The organism is Curtobacterium sp. VKM Ac-1395 (genome assembly GCF_015350975.1).
In the GTDB taxonomy this organism is placed as follows: domain Bacteria; phylum Actinomycetota; class Actinomycetes; order Actinomycetales; family Microbacteriaceae; genus Curtobacterium.
Genome location: NZ_JADKRX010000002.1, coordinates 185,777 through 208,947, shown reverse-complemented (window position 1 = coordinate 208,947; position 23,171 = coordinate 185,777). Strand labels below are relative to the sequence as shown.

Sequence of the window (23,171 nt, the reverse complement as noted above, 5' to 3'; positions counted from 1 at the left end):
GGCCGCGACCGATCCCCCGTGGTCACCGCCGGCAGCCGGGCGCCCAGAACCGCCCACGCGTTACGTCAGGAGACGGGTGCGCTGGTGCGGGCGCGGCCACGTCCGTACCGTGACCAGCGTCGCGACGGCGCACCGAGCCTCCCGACCGCACCGCCCAACGACGACCAGCTGCACGGACAGGAGCACGAGATGACCGAGAACGACGCCGCGCAGTGGCGGTTCGAGACCACGCAGGTCCACGCCGGCGCACAGCCGGACCCGACCACGGGTGCCCGTGCGACGCCGATCTACAAGACGACCTCCTACGTGTTCGCGAACTCGGACGAGGCGCGTGACCTGTTCGCCCTGGCCAAGCCGGGCAACATCTACTCGCGGATCATGAACCCGACGAACGACGTCCTCGAACAGCGCATCGCGGCGCTCGAGGGCGGGACCGGCGCCCTCCTGGTGTCCAGCGGCCAGGCGGCGGAGACGTACGCGGTGCTGAACATCGCGCAGGCCGGGGACCACATCGTGTCCTCGTCCTCGATCTACGGCGGCACGTACAACCTGTTCAAGTACACGCTCGCGCGGCTCGGCATCGAGACCACCTTCGTCGAGGACCAGGACGACGCCGAGGAGTGGCGCCGCGCGGTCCGCCCGAACACCAAGCTGTTCTTCGCGGAGACGATCGGCAACCCGCGGATCAACGTCCTCGACATCCGGGCCGTGGCCGACGTCGCGCACACCGCCGGCGTGCCGCTCATCGTCGACAACACGATCGCGACGCCGTACCTGATCCGTCCGCTGGAGCACGGAGCCGACATCGTCGTGCACTCGGCGACGAAGTTCCTCGGCGGCCACGGCACCGTGATCGGCGGGCTGCTCGTCGACGGCGGCACCTTCCCGTGGTCCGAGCACCCGGAGAAGTTCCCCGAGTTCAACGCCCCCGACCCCTCGTACCACGGCGTCGTGTTCGCGCAGGCCGTGGGCAACGCGCTCGCCTACATCGTCAAGGCCCGCGTGCAGCTGCTCCGTGACCTCGGTGCGTCGAACTCCCCCGACACCGCCTTCGCGCTGCTGCAGGGCATCGAGACGCTCTCGCTCCGGATGGAGCGGCACGTGTCGAACGCGCAGGAGATCGCGGAGTTCCTCGATTCGCACCCCGACGTCGCCACCGTCGCCTACGCCGGGCTGCCGACCTCGCCCTGGTACGGCGCGGCCAACCGGTACGCGCCGAAGGGCGTCGGCGCGGTGCTGTCGTTCGAGCTCAAGGGCGGCGTGGACGCGGGCCGGGCGCTCGTGGACACCCTGCGGCTGTTCTCGCACCTGGCGAACATCGGCGACGTCCGGTCGCTCGTGATCCACCCGGCGTCGACCACGCACTCGCAGCTCACGCCCGAGCAGCAGCTGACCACCGGGGTCACGCCGGGGCTCGTGCGGCTGTCGGTCGGGATCGAGAACGTCGAGGACCTCAAGGCCGACCTCGAGGCCGGGCTCGCCGCGGCGCGGTCCGTGGCGCAGGCGGGGCTCCGCGCGTAGAGCCCTGCCCACGCCCGCCCCTCCCGCGCCCCTTCCGCGCCCGCCTCTCCGCCCCCTCCCGACTCGGAACGACAACGTCGGTGTCGTACGACCTCGGTCTTGTCGTCCGAGCCGCCGACCGCCCACGCATCCCCATGGAGACGACAACGTCGATGTCGTACGACATCGACGTTGTCGCGCGGGCCGGCGGGTTGCGCCGGTACCACCCAGGCGAGCGGCGGACGACCGGCGCACGCCCGCCGGAGCCGACCCGAGCCTCCCGTCCGGGTCGGCATGCGCCGTAACACGGCGGCGGCGCGCACCGGGGTCCGCGAGAATGGACGGACCATGGACTGGCAGACGACGCCCGAGGACTCCGTGCCGTCCACCCTGGTGCCCGGCACCGCTCTCGGCACCCTCGGCAAGCCGCCCGTCACCGGCGCCTGGCGCCCCGGCGACCCGGTCGGATCGCGGCACTTCGTGTCCCTCGGCGAGCAGTGGGTGCGCGGCGGCCGACTGCCGAGCGTGCGCATCGCCCACGAGACCTGGGGCACCCTCAACGCTGCCCGGGACAACGCCGTCATGGTGTTCCACGCCCTCACCGGGGACTCCCACGTCACCGGCGACGCCGGGCCCGGGCACCGGACCGCCGGCTGGTGGGGCGACGTCGTCGGGCCGGGCCGGGCGATCGACACCGACCGCTGGTTCGTCGTCGCGCCGAACATGCTCGGCGGGTGCCAGGGGTCGACCGGGCCGTCCTCCGTCTCCCCCGACGGACGAGAGTGGGGCTCACGGTTCCCCTTCGTGACCGTGCGCGACCAGGTCGCCGCGCAGGTACGGCTCGCCGACTCGCTCGGCATCGAGCGTTTCGCCGCCGTCGTCGGCGGGTCCATGGGCGGGATGCACGCGCTCGAGTTCGCGGCCACGCACCCGTCGCGGGTGGAGCGGCTCGCCGTCCTCAGCACCACCGCGCAGACGACGGCCGACCAGATCGCGGCGAACTCCCTGCAGCGGGCCGCGATCCAGATGGACCCGGGCTTCGCGGGCGGGGACTACCACGACGCCGAACCCGGCGAGGGGCCATCACGGGGGCTGTCGCTCGCGCGGCGGATGGCGATGATGACCTACCGGGCGTCCGATGAGCTGAACGGGCGGTTCGACCGGTCGTGGCAGTCCGACGTGTCACCGCTCGGCGAGGACGGCCGCTTCTCGGTGGAGAGCTACCTCGACTTCCACGGCAACAAGTTCACGCGGCGCTTCGACGCCTCCACCTACGTCACCCTGACGCACGCGATGGACTCGCACGACCTCGGTGCCGGGCGTGGGGGCGTGCAGGCGGCGCTCGGGCGGATCACGGCACGCACGCTCGTCGTCGGGATCTCCAGCGACCGGCTGTTCCCGGTCGAGGACCAGCACCGCATCGCCGCTGGCGTGCCGGACACCCTCGACGGCGACCGGGGCGCGGTGATCGAGAGCGAGTTCGGGCACGACGGCTTCCTCATCGAGCACGAGGCGGTCAGCGCGCACCTGGCGCGGCTGCTGGGCTGAGTCGTGGGCGGTGACCGCGCACGTCGCGCGCCCTCGTGCCGCGGCGACACGTCCGCGTTGTCCACGCACCGCGTTCCCGCCGCGCCGCGCCCGGCGGTCCGACCTGCGGCTCCACTGTCCCGGATCCGCCCACGACACCCGTTGCGCACGGTCTGTCCACGTCCGTCGTGACGACATCGTTGCCAAACCGAACAACCGGGTGTGCCGAACACCCCCCAACGAGTGCCGCTCGTGGAATGATGACTGAGCGTCCACTTCGGATGCCTTCCCGTACGACCCTCGCTCCACCGACGAGGACAGACGCTTCAGGACCCCGATGGAACCCTTGGCTCAGGAACGCGACCGGTTGCTCCGGTCGACGACCCGTGTCGTCGGCATCGTGTGCACCCTGGTCAGCCTGGTCGGGGTGCTCTGCGCCTTCGCCGTGCCGGCCGGTCCCCTCGCCATCGGTGTGGCGTGCATCGTCGTGATGCTCGGCGCGCTCGTCGCCTTCGGCTGGAACGGTGCCGTGTGGTGGACCGCGCTGACGCAGGTCTCCGGGCTCGCCGCGCTCGTCGTCCTGCTCGCGAACGCCCAGCCCGACCTGCGCCAGGTCGTCGCCAGCGCGCTGGTCCCCCTCGCCGCCGGGGGGCTGTCCTCGATGCTGATGGCCCAGCGCGGCCACCTGGTCGGCCTCGGACTGACGATCCTCGGCGGCGGGGCATCGCTCGTCATCATGACCACCGCGACCGGCTCGGTGCTCTCCTCACCCGTCGGCGGCACCGCCCTCGGCTGGGTCCTCACCGCGGTCGTCGCCTACTGGATCTCGCGCAGCATCCCCCGCGTCGCCCGCCGCATCTACAGCATCGGCACCGCGCACCGCGCCGAACGCCAGGCCAGCGAGACCGAGGCTCAGCGCCGCCAGGGCGCCCGCCTGCTCCACGACACCGTCCTCGCCACCCTGACGCTCCTGGCCCACTCCGGCGTCGGTGTGTCCGAGCAGGCCATGCGCGAGCAGGCCGCTGAGGACGCCCGACTGCTCCGCCACCTGCGCCTCGGTGCCACCCCGCAGCCGCAGCAGTCCGGCGACTACTCGCTCACCCGGGCGGAGGAGTCGCCGCTCGGGCAGACCCTCGAGTCGGTCAAGCAGCGCTTCGGTCGCATGGGCCTCGAGGTCAGCTGGCACGGCACCGGGCAGGTCCTCCTGCCGACGCAGGTGCTCGACGCCTTCCTGCTCGCCCTCGCCGAGTGCCTGGAGAACGTCCGTCGCCACGCCGGCGTCGCCGAGGCCCACGTCACGATCGTCCACGACAACGACATGGTCCGCGCGATGGTCACCGACTCCGGCGTCGGGTTCGAACTCGGCGCCATCGACGAGGAACGCCTCGGCTTCAAGGAGAGCGTCGTGAACCGCCTCCGCGAGGTCGGCGGCGACGCCCGCCTGTTCTCCGCGCCGGGCTCCGGCACCACCGTCGTCCTGGAGGCGCCCCGATGACCCGCACCCCCGAGGACACGATCGGTCGCAGTCTGCCAGGCGAGACGCGACAGCCCGCTCCGCGGACCCGCCGGGAGGCTCGTGAGCGGTACCGGGGCACCGAACGTCGACAGGCACGCGGCCTCCCTTCCACCTCCACCGGTGCGCGCTCGCTGCGGCAGGCCGCCAAGCCGGGAGCGTCGCTCGGCGCCGGACACCTCGGCCTCGGCGCGGCAGTGCTCACGGCACTCGAAGCGGTCTCCGGCATCGTGTTCTTCCTGTCGCGCTGGTCCGAGTACCAGGACCCCTGGCTCCCCGCCGCCGCCTGGATCCTGTTCGTCATCGCCGCGGTCGGCGTCGGCCTCAGCGTCATGACGTACGGCGAACGACTCACCGGCGTCGCGTTCGCCCTCATCTGCGTCGTGCTGGGGTGCGTCGTCACGCTCGACTTCATCGGCATCTGGCCCGAGCACGACCTCGCCCACACGGCCAGCGCCTCGGTCGCCGCCGGGTTCGCGCTGCTGCCCGTCGCCACGCTCCGACCGGCACGCGAGGTCGCCGCCGCGATCGCCGTCCTCGGGCTGGCCTTCGTCGGGATGTCACTCGCGTCGACCCCGATCACGACCGACACGATCCCCGGGCTGTTCTCCCTGCTGGCGCTCGTGATCGTCCCGCCGTCGGTCGCCATCTTCGTGACGCACCGGTTCCGGCAGCTCGTGCAGCGCGAGCTCGACCGGGTGCTCGTGCAGTCGAACGTCGGCGCGCCGCAGTTCGCCGTCGGGATGCTGGCCTCGGACGAGCTCGCCCGCCTGGACCTCGCCGCCGAGAAGCTCCTCGACGCCGTGGCGAACGGCACCGACCCGCTGCCGTTGTCCGACGCGTCGTCCTCGGTCGCCGCCTCCCTCGCCACCGAACTCCGCCTGCACCTCATCGAGGGCCGCCGCGAGACCTGGCTGTACCACGCGATCACGGAGTCCGACCACCTCGGCCGCGCCGTGAGCGTCGCCGATCCGAGCTCCCTCGCCGGCCACCTCACGCCCCCGCAGCGTGACGGACTGCTGCAGGCGCTGTGGCAGATGGTCGGCGACGGCCGCGGACACCAGCCCGGCGTCCCGGTGGTCTCCGTCACGCTCGGGCCCGTCGGCACGGCGGGACACCCGGTCTCCGACGAGACCATGGACGTCCCGATCGTCATCGAGTCCCGCGGTGTCCCGCGTCGGCGACTCGGGCCGCCAGCGTGGAGCGGCCTGCAGCGCATCGGGCCGTACACCGAGAACGTCCGCGAGGGCGTCCTGCACATCGTCGCCCACTGCGTCGTCAGTCGTCACCCCAACATGTGACCTGCCGGACACCCTGACCACCTGCGCCTCCAGCGTGCAGCCGACCTCTAGGCTCGGCCACGCAGACCACGAGAAAGGACGCCGACATGGCGACTCCAGAGGAACCGATCCGACTCGCACTCGTCGACGACCACAGGATGCTCCTCGGCGCGCTGACCGAGTGGATCCGGGGCGCCGCCGACGACATCACGCTCGTCGCAGCGGTCACGACCTGGCCGGAGCTCCTGACGAGCCCGGCGTTCCCGGTGGACGTGGTGCTCCTCGACCTCGACCTCAAGGACTCCATCCCGGTCTCGCTGAAGATCTCGACGCTGAAGACCGCCGGCGTGAAGACCGTCGTGATGAGCACGTACTCGGAGCCGAACGTCGTGCGCGAGGCCCTCGGGTCCGGCGCCCTCGGCTACCTCGTGAAGAGCGAGGACGCCGACATGATCGTCGAGGCCATCCGCTCCGCCCAGCGCGGCGAGCAGTACGTGTCCGCGGAGCTCGACCTCGCGATCAACTCCGGTGACGTCGGTGGCGTGCCGAAGCTCAGCGCCCAGGAGCGCCGCGTCATGGCGCTCTACGGCGGTGGCGAACCCGTCAAGAGCGTGGCGTACCAGCTCGGCATCTCCGAGGAGACCGCCAAGAGCTACCTCAAGCGCATCCGCGAGAAGTACCGCGTGGCCGGCTTCGACGTGGGCACGAAGGTGGCGCTCCGGAAGCGGGCGATCACCGACGGCATCATCGTGCAGGACGGCAGCCCGCACGGCCTGTAGCCCGCTCCGCTGAACTAGTTCCGCTGAGCCCGTTCAGCCGTTCCCGCGCCGCTGAACCCGTTCCGCTGAACCCGTTCCGCTGAGATCGCACTTCGTGTCGCCTCGGTCCCGCCGGACCCGACACGGAGTGCGATCTCACTGTCGCAGGCTGCGTCTCGCCGGTCCCGCCCGCGCGCGAGCGGTCACGACACCCCGCTCACGTCCGCCGAGCGGCCTTGGTTCGTCGCTCCCCGACGCCGCGCACAACGAGATGTGACCGCTCGACGGCGCACCGACGGGGTGTCGTGACCGTTCGGCATGCCCCGTCCTGGCCTGGTGAGATCGCGCTCCGTGTCGCCTCGGTCCCGCCGGACCCGACGCGAAGTGCGATCTCACCGAGCACACGTCCGAGTCACGGAACGCGCGCTCCGAGTCGGGGTCAGCCGACGGGGACCGGCGCCTCGATCGGGCCCGTCGAGGTGCGCTCGGCGGCGGCAGCAGCGCGGCGGTTCGTACGACGCTCGACCCCGTAGCTGATCGCCGTCATGCCGACACCGAGCAGCGCGAGCCCGATGCCGAGCCACCCCGGCGCGACGAACCCGAAGCCGGCCGCGATGACCGCACCACCGAGGGCCGCACCGAGCGAGTTGCCGATGTTGAACGCCGAGTGGTTGAGCGCCGCCGCGATGGTCCTGGCGTCACCGGCCATGTCCATCAGGCGGGACTGCACCGCCGGCGGGATCGCGGACGAGGTCGCTCCGAGCAGGAACGCCCCGACGAAGACGCCGACGGTCCACTGCGCCGTGAGCACCATGAACAGCAGCGAGGCGATGAGCGCGAACATCCCGACGTAGATCGTGCGCTTGACACTGCGGTCCGCCAGGTGGCCGCCGAGCACGCCGCCGACGACCATGCCGAGTCCGACCACCACGAGCACCAGCGGCACGGCGGCCTCGGGCAGCCCGGTGACGTTCGTGACGAGCGGCGAGATGTACGAGTAGACGGCGAAGAACCCGCCGAAGCCGACGGCGCCGAGCCCCATCACGAGCCAGACCTGCGGCACGCGGAAGGCACTGAGCTCCCGACGGATCGACGCGGACTCGTCACGGGCCGACCGTGGGACGAAGGCGGACACGGCGAGGAACGTCGCGGCGAACAGGACGGCGACGACGCCGTAGGCCACGCGCCACCCGGAGGTCTGCCCGATCCAGGTGATCGCCGGCACACCGACGACGTTCGCGACGGACAGGCCGAGCAGGACCATCGCGATGCCCTTGCCGCGCTTGCCCGGACCCATGATGTCGCCGGCGACGATCGAGGCGATGCCGAAGTACGCACCGTGCGGGAGCCCGGCGACGAAGCGTGCGACCAGGACGAGCCCGAACGAGGGCAGCACCGCGCTGGCCACCGTCGCGACCACGAACCCGACGAGCAGCACCATGAGCAGCCCCTTGCGGGGGAACCGGGCGCTCATCGCGGCGATGGTCGGGGCACCGACGACGACGCCGAGCGCGTAGGCGCTGACGAGCCATCCGGCGTGCGCGATCCCGGCGTCCGGGTCGGCCGAGTACTGGGTCGGCAGGAGTGCGGCGGCGATGTTCGGCAACAGCCCCATCGCGACGAACTCGGTCGACCCGATGGCGAACCCACCGAGGGCGAGGGCGGTGATCGCGAGCGCGCGTCGCGCCGGCGTGAGCTGGGACATGGTGCCTGGTCTTCGAACGAGGTGCGGGCAGGACCGGCGGCAGCCCTGGTCGGGCACACGGCTGGTGGAGCGGCGTCGACGGGGTCGTCCGAGGTCCGGCGTCCGGACCGCATCGTCACGACCGGCGTCTGGGCCGGCCCGTTCGGCGGTGAACGGAAGCGACCAGGTCAGCAGTGCGACCCGGTCGGTTCAGTGTAGACCGCTCCAAAGCGCCGCCGGAAGCCCTCGGCCGAATCGATTCGAGCCCCCGGTCGGCCGACCCCGCACGGTCAGGCCGCGCGACGCTCCTCGGATGGCTGCCGAGCGGCTCGGCGCGACGACTCCGACGGGTGCTCATCGCGGTGCACCCACCCGACACCACACTCGGTGCAGGACGCCCAGGCGTTGCCGGAGCCGGACTCGTCCGAGTCGATGACGACCGTTCGCAGGTCACAGTCGGGGCACCAGCCGTCGTGCATCATCACGGTCTCCTCGTGGGTCCGAGACAGGACACCCGGTGTGTCCGTCTGCAGGCCATGACACACCCGACCACCGACATCATCGGGACCCGGGCGGCGTGTCGTGGAGGACTCAGGAACCGCCCTCGAGCGCGGTCTCCAGGCGTGCGATCTTGCCCTCGAGCTCGCCCGTGTACCCGGGTCGGATGTCGGCCTTGAGCACGAGCGACACCCGCGTGCCGAAGGCGCCGACGGCCTCGGTCGCGGCCTTGACGACGGCCATCACCTCGTCCCACTCCCCCTCGACCTCGGTGAACATCGAGGACGTGTGGTTCGGCAGTCCGGACTCGCGGACGACCCGCACGGCGGCCGCGACGGCGTCGTGCACGGACCCGTCCGGCTGCTCGGAGGGACCACCGGACGGGGCGACGGAGAACGCGACGATCATGCGCCCATCCTGCCCCGGGACGCGCGGTCCGGACCAGACCCGGGGAGGTGAGCCGAGCCTCCTGGCTGTGTGACCGGACGCACCCCGCGCAATCCGAGCCGCACCACGGCCACGACGGCCCACACCAGGATCGCGACCTCGAGCGCGTTCCGCACGGTCAGCACCACGAGGATCCACGGCTGCACGGTGAGCACCTGGTCGTACCACCCCGGGTAGACGAGCTGCGTCAGCAGGGCCATCGGCAGTGCGGCAACCGCCACGGGCAGGAACCGCCTGGCGCTCCCCCGTCCTGCCACCAGGCCCCAGACGATGGGCACGGCGAACCACCCGATGTACTGCGGCGACCCCACCTTGTTCGTCGCGACGAGGGCCGCGACGAGCAGCAGCGCGAGCACCGGCGCCACCTCGGCCCGGCGGGCACCCCGGCCGACGGCCCACGCGGCGAGGACGACGCCCGCGACGACGACGAGCGCCATCAGCGGCGTCGACACGGCTGCCGCCAGGTGCGTGCCGGTGCCGGAGACCTCGAACGTCAGGATCTCGGTGTCGTAGAAGACGGCCGCGCCGGGCACGTGTGCGGCAGCGGCCCACATGAAGGGCGTCGCGAGCGGTGCCTCGATCTGCAGCGCCCGGCCGCTCTGCTGGCCGATGAACGAGAGCAGGTGCGCCGCTCCGCCGAAGAGCACGTCGACGAGCACGACGAGCACGGTCACCGTCAGTGCCCCGGTCAGCACGCCGGCCCGGTGTCCGCGCCGGAGGACCAGGAGCACCCCGACGAGCGCCGCCGGCCACACCTTGACCCAGGCGGCGACGGTGAACACCGCCGACGCCACGGCCGGCCGCGACGCCACGAAGCAGACCCCGACCAGGGCCACGGCGGTCGCGACGGTGTCGATCCGCCCGAGCCCGATCGGGCCGAGCGCGAGCAGGAACACGAGCCACCACCAGACGACCCGCACGCCGCGTGCCCGGAACCGCCAGAGGAACGCGCAGGCCACCGCGTCGAGCACGACCATCAGCACGAGCCAGCCGGTGCCGATCGAGGCCACGCCGCCGATCGCCGCCGCGGCCATCGGCACGATCGCCAGGATCGGGTACACCCAGTCCGAGTCCATCCCGACCCAGAAGTGGGAGCTCAGCCCGGTCTCGATCCACCGTCGGTAGGTGATCGTCACGTCCCCGAGCGGCAGGTTCGCGGTGACCGTCGTCAGCCACCAGAGCACGAGGTGCACGCCCGCGAACGCGGCTCCGAAGCCCGCACGTTCGAACCACCTGGACTGCTGCACCGGACGAGCGTAGCGGCCAGGTCCCCAGGAGTTCCCGAGGGTGACGTGTCAGCGTTCGACGTGTGACCTCCTCATCCCCGCGCGGGAACGCACCCCGGCGCAAGGCCGTCATCTGGATCTCCGTCGTCGTCGGCGTCGCCGTGCTCGCCGTCGTGGGCACCGTCATCGGCACCTCGGTGTACTCGGACACCGAGAACGCGAAGGCCTCGGCCACGCCGACCGTCGCCGCGACCCGGGAGCCCTCCACGCTCGAGACGCAGACCCTCTCCGGGGACTGGGCCGTCGGTGGTGACTCCGAGGCCGGCTACCGCCTGCACGAGGTGCTCAACGGCTCCGACGTCACGGTCACGGGCCGCACGAAGAGCGTGTCCGGCAGCGCGAAGGTCGACGGCACCGCGATCGCCGCCGCGACGATCCAGGTGCAGGTCGGCGACATCACGACCGACTCCGAGCAGCGCGACTCGTACTTCCGCGACTCCGCGCTCGACACGTCGGCGTTCCCGACGGCCACCTTCACCCTCACGAAGCCGATCGAGGACGCCGTCCCGACCGGCACCGCCACGAAGAAGGTCGAGGCCACCGGTGACCTCACCCTGCACGGCGTGACGAAGCCCGTGACCGCGGCGCTCGAGGTCGGTCTGAGCGGCGACGGGGTCGACATCTCCGGCACGATCCCGGTCACCTTCGCGGACTTCGACGTGCAGGCGCCGAACCTCGGCTTCGTGAAGGTCGACGACGCGGGAGCCGTCGAGTTCCTCGTCCACGCGACGCCGCAGCAGTAGGCACACACCCCACCGGACAGGAGGCTCGGTGCCGGACCGGCACCGAGCCTCCTGTCCGTCTGTGGCCGGGTCTAGACGGCAGACCAGCCGCCGTCGCTCGGCAGCACGACGCCGTTGACGTTCGACGAGTCGTCGCTGAGCAGCCAGGTGATGGCGGCGGCGAGCTGGTCCGGCTGCGCGGCTGCCGGCACGATCGCCTGGACGACGGGCCCGATGCGGCTCGCGGCGTACTCGCTGCCCATCGGGGCCTCGATGTTCGTCTCGACCGCTCCCGGCGCGACCGCGTTGGCGCGGATGCCCTGCGGTCCGTGGAAGAACGCGATGCTCTTCGTGAAGCCGGCGATGGCGTGCTTCGACGACGTGTAGGCCGCTCCGGCGGTGGAGCCACGGAGCGCGGCCTCGGACGCGACGTTCACGATCGTGCCGGAACCGGCGGCGATCATCAGCGGGAGCACGGCGCGCGTCAGGCGCATCGGTGCGGTGACGTTCACGCTGAAGACCCGTTCCCACGTCGCGTCGTCGACCTCGGACGGCGGCAGGAAGCGGTCCATGATCCCCGCGACGTTCGCGAGCGAGTCGATGCGGTCACCCGCCGCCACGACGATCTGCTGGATGGTCTCGGCCTGCGACACGTCGCCGACGACGGTCTCCAGGTCGGCGTCGGGCAGGTCGGCGCGCAGGGCGTCGAGGCGCTCGGCGACGACGTCGGTCGCGATGACGCGGCCGCCCTCGCCGGCGAGGCGGATCGCGGTCGCACGGCCGATGCCGGAGCCGGCGCCCGTCACGACGATGGTCTTGCCGGCGAAGCGGCCGGCGGTGGTGTCTGTCATGGTTCTCCTCAGTGAGTCACGAACACGTGTGACCAGTTGTAGCACTCAGTGCTGAAAGGGAACCTGATGTCCGACACCCCCATCGGTCGGCCACGGACGATCGCGCCGCACCGCATCGCCGCCGTCGCCCTCGAGCTGTTCACCGCCCGGGACTTCGACGCGGTGTCGATGGACGACGTCGCCACGGCCGCCGGGGTGAGCCGTCGATCGGTGTTCCGGCTCTTCCCGACGAAGGGGTCCCTGGTGTGGGGCGGCTTCGACGAGTTCATCGACCGGGTCGGCACTGCCCTGCGCGTCCTCCCCGCCGACGTCGACGGGGACACCGCCGTGTGCGCGGCACTGGTGGAGGCGTCGGCGTTCCCGTCCGACGACCAGGACGTCACGCGACGGCGACTCCTGGTGATCGACCGGAACCCGTCCCTGGCGAGCGAGGGCGCGGCGCAGCACAGCGCACTGACCCAGGTGCTGCGCGAGGGCATCGCCGACCGCGACGGCACGGACCACGAGGACCTCGGAGTCACGGTCCGGGCCGCAGCTCGCGCCGCCGAGGCGACGGCCGCGCTGACGTGGTGGGCACGGAACGGCACGGAGCCTCCGGAGGCCGTGGTCGCGCGAGCACTCGGTGGGTCGGTGAGCCGGGACTGACGACCTTCGGACGGCATTCCTTGCGAAACGGAACAGCGTTCCGTATATTGACGGAATGGCATTCCGTTTCGGGTGCCAGACCGTCCGACGAGAGGCACCGCCACCGTGATCACCGACCAACACCCGACCGATTCCGGGTTCACCGCAGCGTCCACCACGACCGACGTCCTCGCCGGCCTCGACCTCACCGGACGGCAGGTGGTCGTCACGGGCGGCCACAGCCGGCTCGGACGGGAGGTCTCCCGGGCCCTCGCAGCCGCTGGGGCCTCGGTCACCGTCGCCGCCCGGGACACCGAACGGGCAAGCGCCGCCGTCGCCGACCTGCCCGGCGTCACGGTGGAACAGCTCGACCTCACCGACCCGGTCTCGATCGACGCGTTCGCCGAGCGCTGGCGGGCGACCGGCCGCCCGCTGCACGCGCTCGTCAACAACGCCGCGATGCTCTTCTCCCCCGAGCGGCGACTCGACGACCGCGGCAACGAACTGTCCTTCTCGACGACGCACCTCGGGCACTTCCAGCTCACGCGGGCACTCCTGCCGGCGCTCCGTGCCGCGGACGGCGCCCGCGTGCTCACCGTCACCTCCGGCGCCGCACGGTTCGGGCAGATCCGCTGGGACGACCTCGCCTTCGCCCGCGGGTACGACGCCGGTGCCGCCTACGGGCAGTCCAAGCGGGCGAACGTCCTGTTCACCGTGGAGCTCGACCGACGCCTGGCCGACGAGGGCATCCGTGCGTTCGCCGCGCACCCGGGCGTCGTCATCGGCCCCGGCCCGCACGACCCGTCGCGCCTGGCGTCGTACCGGGAACAGGGCCTCGTCGACGCGGACGGCGCGACGGTCATCGACCCCGCCGTCGGCAAGAAGACCATCGAGCAGGGTGCGGCGACCCTGGTGTTCGGCGCGGTGAGCCCGGTGCTCGCCGGCGTCGGCGGCGTCTACCTCAAGGACAGCGACGTCGCCGTGCTCGACGACACCGTGCGGCCGTTGACCGCGTCGAGCATCCCGTCGGACGCGAACTCCGCGATGCTCGACGAGGCGGATGCTCGGCGGCTCTGGGCGGTCACGGAGCAGCTGCTGGCCTGACGGCGGCGGTGCGGACGGTCAGTCGGCCGCGCGAGCCGGTTCGACGTCGTCCGGCGTCTTCGACTCCTCGTGCCGGATGCGCACGACGCTGGCGATCGTGGAGACGCCCATCGCCGCGAGGATGACCACGAGCGAGACCCACGTCGGGATCTCCGGCGCCCACGCGATGTGGTCGCCGCCGTTCAGGAACGGCAGCTCGTTGCCGTGCAGTGCGTGCAGGACGAGCTTCACGCCGATGAACGCGAGGATGAAGGCGATCCCGTACTTGAGGTAGACCAGCCGCTCCAGCAGTCCGCCGAGCAGGAAGTACAGCTGCCGCAGGCCCATCAGGGCGAAGACGTTCGCGGTGAAGACGATGAACGGGCTCTCGGTGATGCCGAAGATCGCCGGGATCGAGTCGAGGGCGAAGAGCAGGTCGGTGGTGCCGATCGCGATGAGCACGACGAGCAGGGGCGTGAAGTGTCGGACGCCGTCCTTGTGCGTGCGGAACTTCATCCCGTCGAACGTGTCCGTCAGGCGCACGCGACCGCGCAGCAGGCGGACGATGAAGCCGTCCTTCTGCTCCTCGTCCTCGTCCTCGCCGCGCAGCTGCTGGATCGCGGTCCAGACGAGCCAGGCGCCGAAGATGTAGAAGATCCACGAGAAGTTCTCGATGAGCTGCGCGCCGACCAGGATGAAGATCCCGCGCAGGACGAGCGCGATGATGATGCCCAGCATGAGCACCTCTTGCTGGATCTTCTTCGGCACCGAGAACCGCGCCATGATGATGACGAACACGAACAGGTTGTCGATGCTCAGGCTGTACTCGGTCAGCCACCCGGCCAGGAACTGCCCCGCCGGCTCACCGCCCGCGAAGACGAGCATCGCGACGGCGAACACGAGCGCGAGCCCCACGTAGACGCCGACCCACACCGCCGACTCCTTGAGCGTCGGCACGTGCGGACGCCGCGCCACGATGAGCAGGTCCGCGAGCAGGATCACGACGAGCGCGACGATCGAGCCGACTTCGAACACGACGGGGAGTTCGGGCATTGCGTGGTGGTCCTTGCTGCTGGTGGGACTCGCTGAACAGACGTCAAGGATAGGCGACGTGGGCCGCGGCGAGCGCTCCGACGATCAGGACGCCACCGAGCGCGACGAGCACCCCCTCGAGCAGCGTCGACCGCAGGCGATCGGTCACGCCCGTCCGTCGGCGCTCGAGCGCGCGGCGCTGCTGGAGGACCGATCCCGCGAGCGCCGAAGCCGCGCCCAGGACCAGCGTGACGGCGGACACCGTCTGCGCAGCCGTCGTCGTCACCGGCTGATCCTGCTGGTCGGACCGCGGCTCACCGCGACACCCTCGCTGTCGTACGACCTCCTCGTTGTCGCGCGCGGCCACGAGGGACCGCGCCGCGACAAGGTCGCCGTCGTACGACCTCGACGCTGTCGTTCCGGGTCGAGCACCCCGCCCGCTCGACTCGACGACCTCACAACCCGAACCCGCCGTCCGTCGTGAGGACCTGCCCGACGACCCAGCTCCCGGCCGAGGTCGACAGCCACCCGATGAGCTCGGCCGGGTCCTGCGGCGCACCGACGCGACCGAACGGCGTGCTCGCGACGTAGGCGTCGAGGTCCTCGAGCGACCGGTCCGTCGACTCCGGGTCCATGTAGCCCGTGTTCACCGGCCCGGGGTTGACCGTGTTGAGCACGATCCCGAGCTCGAGCAGCTCCGCGGCGACGGTCGGCGTGACCCCGGCGAGTGCGGCCTTGCTCGTGGCGTAGGCCACCTCGCCCCGCATGGCGCCGTGGATCTGCCCGGAGGTCATCCAGAACACGTGCCCCTGCGCCTCGGCGTACGGCCCGTTGCCGACGATCCGGTCGCCCGGCCGGCTCGGCTCGTCGCGGTGCGGTGCTCGGAGCCGCGCGAACTCGGCCGTCAGCAGCAGCGTGGAGCGGGCGTTGACGTCCCAGAAGGCGTCGAGCCGCTCGGGCGTCATGTCGAGGATGCTGCCGTCGTCGCCGCTCTTCGCGTGGTTGCACACCAGGACGTCGAGCCGCCCGGTGAGCCCGACCGCCGCGGCGATGACGTCGGGGATGCTCGCCGCATCGGACAGGTCGGCGCCGACGTCGGCGAACCGGGCACCGTCGGTCAGGTGCTCCCGCACGCCGGCCCGGACGGCGTCGAGGTCGTCCCCGCCCCACGGCAGGTCGAGGTCGTGCGGCCGGTGGTGGTGGATGACGACGTCGGCGCCGAGTGACGCGAGCTTCGTGGCGACGGCGTACCCGATGCCGCGGCGTCGTGAGACGCCGGTGACGAGGGCGGTCTGGCCGTGCAGGGGCAGGGATGCGGACATGGTGAACCTCTCGATGGCGCCGCAGGAGGGCGCGTGGGTGGGATCGGAGACGGTTCAGCGGCACTGCATGGCCAGGACGCTACCGGGTCCCGCCCAGGCTGGCAACGCCGGTGACGGCGAGCACGGCGCGCACCCCACCGGACGGGAGGCTGCCCACCGGTCCGCCACCGAGCCTCCCGTCAGTGACGTGCGGACGCACGCACTCGACGAGCGAGCGGACCGCGTCAGGCCCGCGCGTCGCCGTCCACGACGAGGTCGCGCACGACGCCGGGCAGTGCCTCGATGAGCGTGGTCATCGTGAACGGGCCGCCGCCGGACGCCCGCCGGGCGGCCGTGCCGTGCACCACCGCGGCGGCTGCGGCCAGGTGCGCGAGGTCCGACGGGCCGACCTCGCTGCTCCCCGCGCGGCTGGCAACGAGCGCGCCGAGCACCCCGCCGAGGACGTCCCCGGCGCCGGCGGCCGCGAGCCACGGCGTGGCGGACGACGCCACGAGCCGGACGGACCCGTCGGGCGTGACCACATGCGTGTCCGCGCCCTTGAGGAGCACGACGCTCCCGGTCCGTTCGGCGGCCCGGAGCGCCGAGCCCCGCGGGTCGGCCTCGACGGACTCGCGGGAGACGTCGAGCAGGGCGGCCAGCTCCCCCGCGTGCGGCGTCAGCACCGCGAGCGGCCCGAGGTCGACGAGCGGGATGGCCCCGGCGTCGACGACCACCGGGACGCCGTCGTCGGACGCGTGCTCGAACGCAGCCGCGGTCGCCGGGTCGAGCGAACCGAGCGAGGGTGCGGAGATCCCCGAGCCGACGAGCCAGGCCTGCACGCGGCCCACGCCGGCGACGACCTCGGGGCGACGAGCGAGCACGAAGTCGGTGGCGCGGTCCGGTCCGACGTACCGGACCATGCCGACGCCGGTGTGCACGGCCGCGTCGACGCCCATGACCGCGGCGCCCGGGTAGCGGTCCGAGCCCGTCGCGACGCCGAGCACACCGCGGCGGTACTTCGTCGACTCCCCGCTCGGCGCGGTGACCCAGGCGGCGGCATCGGACACGGAGAAGGGCACGAAGTCGTTCATCGTGCCCACGTTACGGTGGGGCGCATGAGCCTGTCCCTGCCTGGTCGTGTCGTCGTCTTCGACTACGGCGAGGTGATCAGCCGGACACCGCACGCGGCACGCCAGGCCCTGCTCGCGGCGACGGGCCTGACCGCCGACGAGCTGTTCCCCGTCTACCAGGAGCTCCGGCACGACCTGGACCGCGGTGACCTCTCGGTGCTCGACTACTGGCGCGCGATCGGCGAGCGCACGGGCTGCACGTGGTCCGTCAGCGAGGTACACCGACTCTGGGCACTCGACTACACCGGGTGGTTCGAGGTCGACCCCGAGGTGCTCGACCTGGTCGAGGAGCTGCACGACGCCGGCACGCGCCTGGCACTGCTGTCGAACGCCGGGTTCGACTTCGGCGACCCCTACCGCCGGTCCCCGATGGGCTCCCTGTTCGAGACCGTCGTGGTGAGCGCCGAGGAGCACGTGCTGAAGCCCGACGCGTCCATCTACCGCGACACCTGTGCCCGACTGGGAATCGACCCGGCGCAGATGGTGTTCGTGGACAACAGGGCCGAGAACGCCACCGGCGCGGAAGCGATCGGGGCGGTCGGCCACCACTACACCTCGCCGGCAGCACTGCGCACCTTCCTGCAACAGCTCGCCGACGCACCTGACGAAGGAGCCACCGCGTGACGCACGCCCTGTTCGAGCCGATCACCATCCGCGACCTGACGGTCCGCAACCGCATCTGGGTCTCGCCGATGTGCCAGTACTCGGTGGACCAGCAGGACGGCGTCCCGACGCCGTGGCACCTCGTGCACCTCGGCGGGTTCGCCAAGGGCGGCGCGGGCGCGGTCGTGCTCGAGGCCACCGGTGTCGTGCCGGAGGGCCGCATCACCCCGCAGGACCTCGGCCTCTGGAACGACGAGCAGCGTGACGCGTACCGTCCGATCGTCGACTTCATCCACTCGCAGGGCGCCGCTGCGGGCATCCAGCTCGCGCACGCCGGCCGCAAGGCCTCGACGTACCGCCCCTGGGACACCACCCACGGCACGGTCCCCGCGTCCGAGGGCGGCTGGACCACGGTGGCCCCGTCGGCCGTCGCGTTCGACGGCTACGACGTCCCGCGCGAGCTCACCACCGAGGACATCCGCCTCGTGGCCCTCGGGTTCGCCGCCGCCGCGCGCCGGTCGGTCGAGGCCGGGTTCGACCTCGTCGAGCTGCACGCCGCCCACGGGTACCTGCTGCACCAGTTCCTCTCGCCGCTGAGCAACCACCGCACCGACGAGTTCGGAGGGTCGCTCGAGAACCGCGCCCGCGCGCTGCTCGACGTGGTCGACGCCGTGCGCAACGAGGTCGGTGAGGGCTTCCCGGTCGTCGTCCGCTTCTCCGCCACCGACTGGACCGAGGGCGGCGTCACGCTCGAGGAGACCGTCCAGGTCGCACGCTGGGCCGCCGAGCACGGTGCCGACCTGGCCGACGTCTCGACCGGCGGGAACGTGGCCTCGGCCCCGATCCCGGTCGGCCCGGGCTACCAGGTGCCCTTCGCCGCCGGCATCAAGCAGGGCGCCGGCATCGGCACGATCGCGGTCGGCATGATCTCCGAGGCGTTCCAGGCCGAGCAGATCGTGGCGACCGGGCAGGCCGACGTCGTGATGGTCGGGCGCGAGTTCCTCCGCGACCCGTCCTTCGCGCTGCGGGCCGCTCGCGAGCTCACCGTGCAGATCGACTACGAGCCGCAGCAGTACCACCGAGCATCCGTCACGAAGTGAGCGCATTCTCGGCATCCGCCGACTGAGCGCCCAGTACGATGACACTCACTGTGGACGATCCTCCGAATCCTTCTTCGCCCCATCACTCATCCGGCGCTCACTCGGTGAGCTGCCCTGACTCATCGCGCGCCCGACGCGCCGTCCGTCGTGACGACCGGGGGTGGCGACGATGAGCCTCGTCGACGTCCTGATGCTGGTCGGCGGCATCCTGCTGACCCTCGGCACCGGTGTGTTCGTGGCGTCCGAGTTCTCCCTCGTGAACCTCGACCGCGCCGACGTCGAGGCCCGACGGGACCGCGGCGAGGCCGGCCTGGCGCCGGTCATCGGCGCGCTCAAGGTCACCTCGACGCACCTGTCCAGCGCGCAGCTCGGCATCACGCTGACCACGCTGCTCACCGGCTACCTGCTCGAGCCCTCGATCGCGAAGCTCCTCGAGGCCCCGTTCCTGGCGATGGACCTCCCCGAGGGCGTCGTCGAGACGGTGGGGTCGATCGTGGCGCTCGTCATCGCGACGCTGCTCTCGATGATCCTCGGCGAGCTCGTGCCGAAGAACTTCGCGCTCGCGCTCCCCCTGCAGACGGCGCGCCTGGTCGTGCCGCTGCAGATCGCGTTCACCACCGTGTTCAAGCCGGCCGTCGCCGTGCTGAACGGCACGGCGAACGCGGTGCTGCGCGCGATGGGCATCGAGCCGCAGGAAGAGCTGTCCGGTGCGCGCAGCGCCGAGGAGCTCACCTCGCTGCTCCGGCGGTCCGCGTCCGAGGGGTCGCTCGAACAGGACACCGCGACGCTCCTGCAGCGCACGCTGTCCTTCTCCGAGCTCGACGCCAGCGACGTGATGACCCCGCGCCCGCGGCTCTCCACGATCCGCGTGTCCGAGTCGGCCGAGGACGTCATCGCCCTCGCCCGCCGTACCGGCTTCAGCCGCTTCCCCGTGATCGAGGAGGACGCGGACGACGTCGTCGGCCTCGTGCACGTCAAGCAGGCCGTCGCGGTCCCCCGGGAGAAACGCCCCGAGGTGCCGGTCGGCGCGCTGATGACCGACGCCGAGCGGGTCCCCGAGACGATGCCCGGCGACACCCTGCTGACCGAGGTCCGCGGTCGCGGCTACCAGATGGTCATCGTCGTCGACGAGTACGGCGGGACCGCCGGGGTCGTCACGCTCGAGGACCTGATCGAGGAACTCGTCGGCGAGGTCTCCGACGAACACGACCGCGCCCGCATCGACGTCGTCCGGTCCCGCAACTGGCTGACGTTCCCCGGGCTCCTCCGCCCGGACGAGCTCGAGGACCGCGCCGGCGTCAAGGTGCCCGAGGACGGCCCCTACGAGACCGTCGGCGGCTTCATCATGTCGACGCTCGGCCGTCTGCCCGTCGTCGGCGACGAGGTCCCGCTGCCGGACGGCGTATTCCGCGTCGAACGCCTGGACGGCCGCCGGGTGGACCGCATCCGCTGGACCCCGACCCCGGTGGACACCCCGCCGGACGGCGTGACCGTCCCCACGACCGGCAAGGGCACGACCAAGACGAAGAAGGAGGCCACCCGATGAGCTCCGACTGGTGGGGGATCTTCTGGCTGTTCGTCCTGCTCGGCGGCAACGCGTTCTTCGTCGCGGCCGAGTTCGCCGTGATCTCCGCACGCCGCTCGCAGATCGAGCCCCGGGCGGAGGAGGGCTCCCGCGCCGCACAGATGACCCTGTGGGCGATGGAGCACGCCACCCGGATGCTCGCGACCACGCAGCTCGGAATCACCGTGTGCTCGCTGCTCATCCTCAACGTCTCCGAACCGGCGATCCACCACCTGCTCGAGGGCCCGCTGCACCTGACCGGGTGGAGCGTCGAGGTCATCGGCATCGTGGCGTTCGTCTTCACGCTGCTGCTCGTGTCGTTCCTGCACGTGGTGTTCGGCGAGATGGTGCCGAAGAACATCTCGTTCTCGATGCCCGACCGCGCCGCACTGCTGCTCGTGCCGACGCTCTGGTACATCGGCCACGGCCTGCACTGGGTCGTCGTCGGCCTGAACGAGGTCGCGAACGCCGTGCTCCGGCTCTTCAAGGTCGAGCCCAAGGACGAGGCCGTGAGCGCCTACACGGTGGAGGAGGTCCAGACGATCGTCGAGCAGTCCCGTCGCGAGGGCACCCTGTCCGACGACGGTGGCACGCTCCGGATGGCGTTCGAGTTCACCGAGAAGAAGGTCAAGGACATCGCGGTGCCGATGTCCGAGCTCGTGACCCTGCCCGACGTCGCCACCCCCGGTGACGTGGAGCGCGCGGTCGCGCAGCGCGGCTTCTCCCGCTACGTGCTCGTCGGCGACGAGGGCGAGCCCACCGGCTACGTCCACGTCAAGGACGTCATCGACCTGCGGCCGGACGAGTTCGACGACCCGGTGCCACCGAAGCGCATCCGCCAGCTCATCTCGCTGTACACGGAGATGGACCTGGAGGACGCCCTGGCCACCATGCGCGCCGCCGGCCGCCACGTGGCCCGCGCGTTCGACGCGGAGGGCCGCACGACGGGCGTGCTGTTCCTGGAGGACATCCTCGAGGAGCTCGTGGGCACCGTCGAGGACGCCACCCGACGCCGGTAGACGCACCAGGACGACGGCCGGGAGGCTCGGTGCCAGCTGGCACCGAGCCTCCCGTCCGTCCGATGGTCGCGATCCGCGCGGCCGGACCCCGAGACTCGGCCATGCGGACAGAACGCGCCTTCCGAACGGCGCATGCTGTCCGCCAGACCGAGTCTCGGCGTCGCCGGGGCTACCAGCTCACGGGGAGCGGCTTGCCCTCTTCGTAGCCGGCGGCGGACTGGATGCCGACGAGCGCGCGTTCCGAGAACTCGGCCAGGCTCGTCGCACCCGCGTAGGTCGCGGAGCTGCGCACGCCGGTCGTGATCATGTCGAGCAGGTCCTCGACGCTCGGGCGCTCGGGGTCGAGGTAGATCGTCGAGGACGAGATCCCCTCGGCGAACAGCGCCTTGCGTGCCCGCTCGTACGGGTCGAGCCGCTCGAAGCGCTCGCGGACGGCCTTGGCGGACGCCATCCCCCAGCTCTCCTTGTACGCGGCGCCCTTCGCATCGCGGCGCAGGACGCCCGGGGCCTCGAGCGTGCCGGCGAACCACGAGCCGATCATCACCGAGCTGGCACCCGCGGCGAGGGCGAGTGCGACGTCGCGCGGGTAGCGGACGCCACCGTCGGCCCAGACGTGGGCGCCGAGGGACCTGGCGGCAGCGGCGGTCTCGAGCACGGCGGAGAACTGCGGACGGCCGACCGCGGTCATCATGCGCGTGGTGCACATGGCGCCGGGGCCGACGCCGACCTTGACGATGTCGGCGCCCGCGGCGACGAGGTGCGCGACGGCGTCGGCCGTGACGACGTTGCCCGCCACGAGCGGGATGCCCAGGCGGAGCTCGGACACGGCACGGAGCGCGCGGAGCATGCCCTCCTGGTGGCCGTGCGCGGTGTCCAGCACCAGGACGTCGACGCCGGCGCTCGCGAGGGCCTTCGCCTTCGCGGCGACGTCGCCGTTGATGCCGATCGCGGCGGCGACCCGGAGCCGGCCGGAGGCGTCGACGGCGGGACGGTAGATGTCCGAGCGGATGGCGCTCGTCGGGCTGGTGGTTCCGACGACGTGCCCGTGCCGCATGACCGGGGCGAAGTCGACGTCGGCGGCGGTGAGGACGTCGTACACGTGGCGCGAGGAGCCGGCGTCGTCGGCGTCGACGGCCGTCGAGGCGCCGTGCAGCAGGTCGCGGAGCGTGGCGTCGGGGCCGGCGGTGCCGAGGCGGGTGGCGGGGACGCAGCCGAGGTACTCCCCCGAGCCGTCCCGCACCACGACCCCGCGGCCGGCGACCGGCAGCAGCTGTTCGAGGGTCTCGGCGACCGTGGTGTCGGCGCCCATGTCGATCGCGGTGTCGAAGTCGACGGGCTGGTCCTTGACCCAGCGGATCGCGGCGTCGAGGTCCTGCAGGTGCATGTCCTGCGGCAGGACCCCGAGCCCGCCGCGTCGGGCGAGGGTGGCGGCGAGACGTGGACCCGTGACCGAGTTCATGTTCGCGCTGACGATCGGGATCGTGGTGCCGGTGCCGTCGTTCGACGCGAGGTCGACGTCGAACCGGCTCGTGACACCCGATCGACTGGGCACGAGGAAGACGTCGGAGTAGGTCAGGTCGTGCGTCGGCCGGGTCTCGTAGAACCTCATGCCGACCACCGTACTGCGCCGACGACATGCCTCGACCTGA

Annotated in this window: 21 protein-coding genes; 12 read left to right on the top strand and 9 right to left on the bottom strand. The window is 71.8% G+C overall.

Going from position 1 to position 23,171, the window contains the following annotated elements; all coding sequences use genetic code 11:
• Positions 1-189: 189 nt before the first annotated feature.
• The 5 genes from ITJ68_RS05670 to ITJ68_RS05650 all read left to right on the top strand — a co-directional run bounded on the left by ITJ68_RS05670 (position 190) and on the right by ITJ68_RS05650 (position 6,599).
• Positions 190-1,521: a bifunctional o-acetylhomoserine/o-acetylserine sulfhydrylase gene (locus ITJ68_RS05670; protein WP_194660341.1), complete on the top strand. Its 1,332-nt coding sequence runs from the start codon at positions 190-192 to the stop codon at positions 1,519-1,521.
• A gap of 327 nt (positions 1,522-1,848) precedes the next feature.
• Positions 1,849-3,048 carry a homoserine O-acetyltransferase MetX gene (metX, locus tag ITJ68_RS05665; protein ID WP_194660340.1) on the top strand — a complete coding sequence of 400 codons (1,200 nt, stop codon included), beginning with the start codon at positions 1,849-1,851 and terminating at the stop codon, positions 3,046-3,048.
• A gap of 316 nt (positions 3,049-3,364) precedes the next feature.
• Complete coding sequence (locus tag ITJ68_RS05660; RefSeq protein WP_194660339.1) at positions 3,365-4,522, top strand: sensor histidine kinase; 1,158 nt, start codon at positions 3,365-3,367, stop codon at positions 4,520-4,522.
• Entirely contained in the window at positions 4,519-5,841 is a 1,323-nt protein-coding gene (locus ITJ68_RS05655) for a hypothetical protein (RefSeq protein WP_194660338.1), read from the top strand. Before ITJ68_RS05660 ends, ITJ68_RS05655 begins: the two co-directional genes overlap by 4 nt.
• 86 nt (positions 5,842-5,927) lie before the next feature.
• A complete protein-coding gene (locus ITJ68_RS05650) occupies positions 5,928-6,599 on the top strand; it encodes a response regulator transcription factor (protein ID WP_071271083.1) in 672 nt (223 codons plus the stop codon).
• A 418-nt stretch (positions 6,600-7,017) separates the two neighbouring features.
• Here the strand turns inward: ITJ68_RS05650 and ITJ68_RS05645 are convergent, their stop codons facing one another.
• The 3 genes from ITJ68_RS05645 to ITJ68_RS05635 all read right to left on the bottom strand — a co-directional run bounded on the left by ITJ68_RS05645 (position 7,018) and on the right by ITJ68_RS05635 (position 10,454).
• Positions 7,018-8,283 (bottom strand): MFS transporter, encoded by a 1,266-nt coding sequence (locus ITJ68_RS05645; protein WP_194660337.1) that lies wholly within the window; start codon positions 8,281-8,283, stop codon positions 7,018-7,020.
• Positions 8,284-8,853: 570 nt separating this feature from the next.
• Positions 8,854-9,168 (bottom strand): thiamine-binding protein, encoded by a 315-nt coding sequence (locus tag ITJ68_RS05640; protein WP_194660336.1) that lies wholly within the window; start codon positions 9,166-9,168, stop codon positions 8,854-8,856.
• Positions 9,165-10,454 (bottom strand): glycosyltransferase 87 family protein, encoded by a 1,290-nt coding sequence (locus ITJ68_RS05635; protein ID WP_194660335.1) that lies wholly within the window; start codon positions 10,452-10,454, stop codon positions 9,165-9,167. The genes ITJ68_RS05640 and ITJ68_RS05635 overlap by 4 nt, the downstream gene beginning before the upstream one ends.
• Positions 10,455-10,516: 62 nt before the next feature.
• Between ITJ68_RS05635 and ITJ68_RS05630 the strand changes: the two genes are divergently transcribed.
• Positions 10,517-11,236 carry a YceI family protein gene (locus ITJ68_RS05630; RefSeq protein ID WP_194660334.1) on the top strand — a complete coding sequence of 240 codons (720 nt, stop codon included), beginning with the start codon at positions 10,517-10,519 and terminating at the stop codon, positions 11,234-11,236.
• Positions 11,237-11,307: 71 nt separating this feature from the next.
• On the opposite strand, the gene ITJ68_RS05625 is transcribed toward ITJ68_RS05630, so the two are convergent.
• Positions 11,308-12,066, bottom strand: coding sequence for an SDR family NAD(P)-dependent oxidoreductase (locus ITJ68_RS05625; protein ID WP_194660333.1), 759 nt, complete (start codon positions 12,064-12,066; stop codon positions 11,308-11,310).
• A 66-nt stretch (positions 12,067-12,132) separates the two neighbouring features.
• Between ITJ68_RS05625 and ITJ68_RS05620 the strand changes: the two genes are divergently transcribed.
• The gene (locus ITJ68_RS05620) at positions 12,133-12,711 is read left to right on the top strand and encodes a TetR/AcrR family transcriptional regulator (protein ID WP_194660332.1); all 579 of its coding nucleotides are present in this window, start codon (positions 12,133-12,135) and stop codon (positions 12,709-12,711) included.
• A gap of 105 nt (positions 12,712-12,816) precedes the next feature.
• Positions 12,817-13,794 carry an SDR family NAD(P)-dependent oxidoreductase gene (locus ITJ68_RS05615; RefSeq protein ID WP_194660331.1) on the top strand — a complete coding sequence of 326 codons (978 nt, stop codon included), beginning with the start codon at positions 12,817-12,819 and terminating at the stop codon, positions 13,792-13,794.
• 18 nt (positions 13,795-13,812) lie between these two features.
• On the opposite strand, the gene ITJ68_RS05610 is transcribed toward ITJ68_RS05615, so the two are convergent.
• The 4 genes from ITJ68_RS05610 to ITJ68_RS05595 all read right to left on the bottom strand — a co-directional run bounded on the left by ITJ68_RS05610 (position 13,813) and on the right by ITJ68_RS05595 (position 17,197).
• Complete coding sequence (locus tag ITJ68_RS05610; protein WP_194660330.1) at positions 13,813-14,826, bottom strand: TerC family protein; 1,014 nt, start codon at positions 14,824-14,826, stop codon at positions 13,813-13,815.
• A gap of 43 nt (positions 14,827-14,869) precedes the next feature.
• Positions 14,870-15,091 carry a hypothetical protein gene (locus tag ITJ68_RS05605; RefSeq protein WP_194660329.1) on the bottom strand — a complete coding sequence of 74 codons (222 nt, stop codon included), beginning with the start codon at positions 15,089-15,091 and terminating at the stop codon, positions 14,870-14,872.
• A 169-nt stretch (positions 15,092-15,260) separates the two neighbouring features.
• Positions 15,261-16,127: an SDR family oxidoreductase gene (locus ITJ68_RS05600; protein WP_194660328.1), complete on the bottom strand. Its 867-nt coding sequence runs from the start codon at positions 16,125-16,127 to the stop codon at positions 15,261-15,263.
• 224 nt (positions 16,128-16,351) lie between these two features.
• Positions 16,352-17,197 (bottom strand): ADP-dependent NAD(P)H-hydrate dehydratase, encoded by an 846-nt coding sequence (locus tag ITJ68_RS05595; protein ID WP_194660327.1) that lies wholly within the window; start codon positions 17,195-17,197, stop codon positions 16,352-16,354.
• Between the two features lie 24 nt (positions 17,198-17,221).
• Here ITJ68_RS05595 and ITJ68_RS05590 point away from each other — a divergent pair, with 24 nt between their 5' ends.
• The 4 genes from ITJ68_RS05590 to ITJ68_RS05575 all read left to right on the top strand — a co-directional run bounded on the left by ITJ68_RS05590 (position 17,222) and on the right by ITJ68_RS05575 (position 21,522).
• The gene (locus ITJ68_RS05590; RefSeq protein ID WP_194660326.1) at positions 17,222-17,860 is read left to right on the top strand and encodes an HAD family hydrolase; all 639 of its coding nucleotides are present in this window, start codon (positions 17,222-17,224) and stop codon (positions 17,858-17,860) included.
• On the top strand, positions 17,857-18,939 hold the full coding sequence (locus ITJ68_RS05585) for an NADH:flavin oxidoreductase/NADH oxidase (RefSeq protein ID WP_194660325.1): 1,083 nt from the start codon (positions 17,857-17,859) through the stop codon (positions 18,937-18,939). Before ITJ68_RS05590 ends, ITJ68_RS05585 begins: the two co-directional genes overlap by 4 nt.
• A gap of 169 nt (positions 18,940-19,108) precedes the next feature.
• Entirely contained in the window at positions 19,109-20,485 is a 1,377-nt protein-coding gene (locus ITJ68_RS05580; protein ID WP_228504821.1) for a hemolysin family protein, read from the top strand.
• Entirely contained in the window at positions 20,482-21,522 is a 1,041-nt protein-coding gene (locus tag ITJ68_RS05575) for a hemolysin family protein (RefSeq protein ID WP_194660324.1), read from the top strand. Before ITJ68_RS05580 ends, ITJ68_RS05575 begins: the two co-directional genes overlap by 4 nt.
• A 169-nt stretch (positions 21,523-21,691) precedes the next feature.
• On the opposite strand, the gene ITJ68_RS05570 is transcribed toward ITJ68_RS05575, so the two are convergent.
• Positions 21,692-23,131: a GuaB1 family IMP dehydrogenase-related protein gene (locus ITJ68_RS05570; RefSeq protein ID WP_194660323.1), complete on the bottom strand. Its 1,440-nt coding sequence runs from the start codon at positions 23,129-23,131 to the stop codon at positions 21,692-21,694.
• Positions 23,132-23,171: the final 40 nt, after the last annotated feature.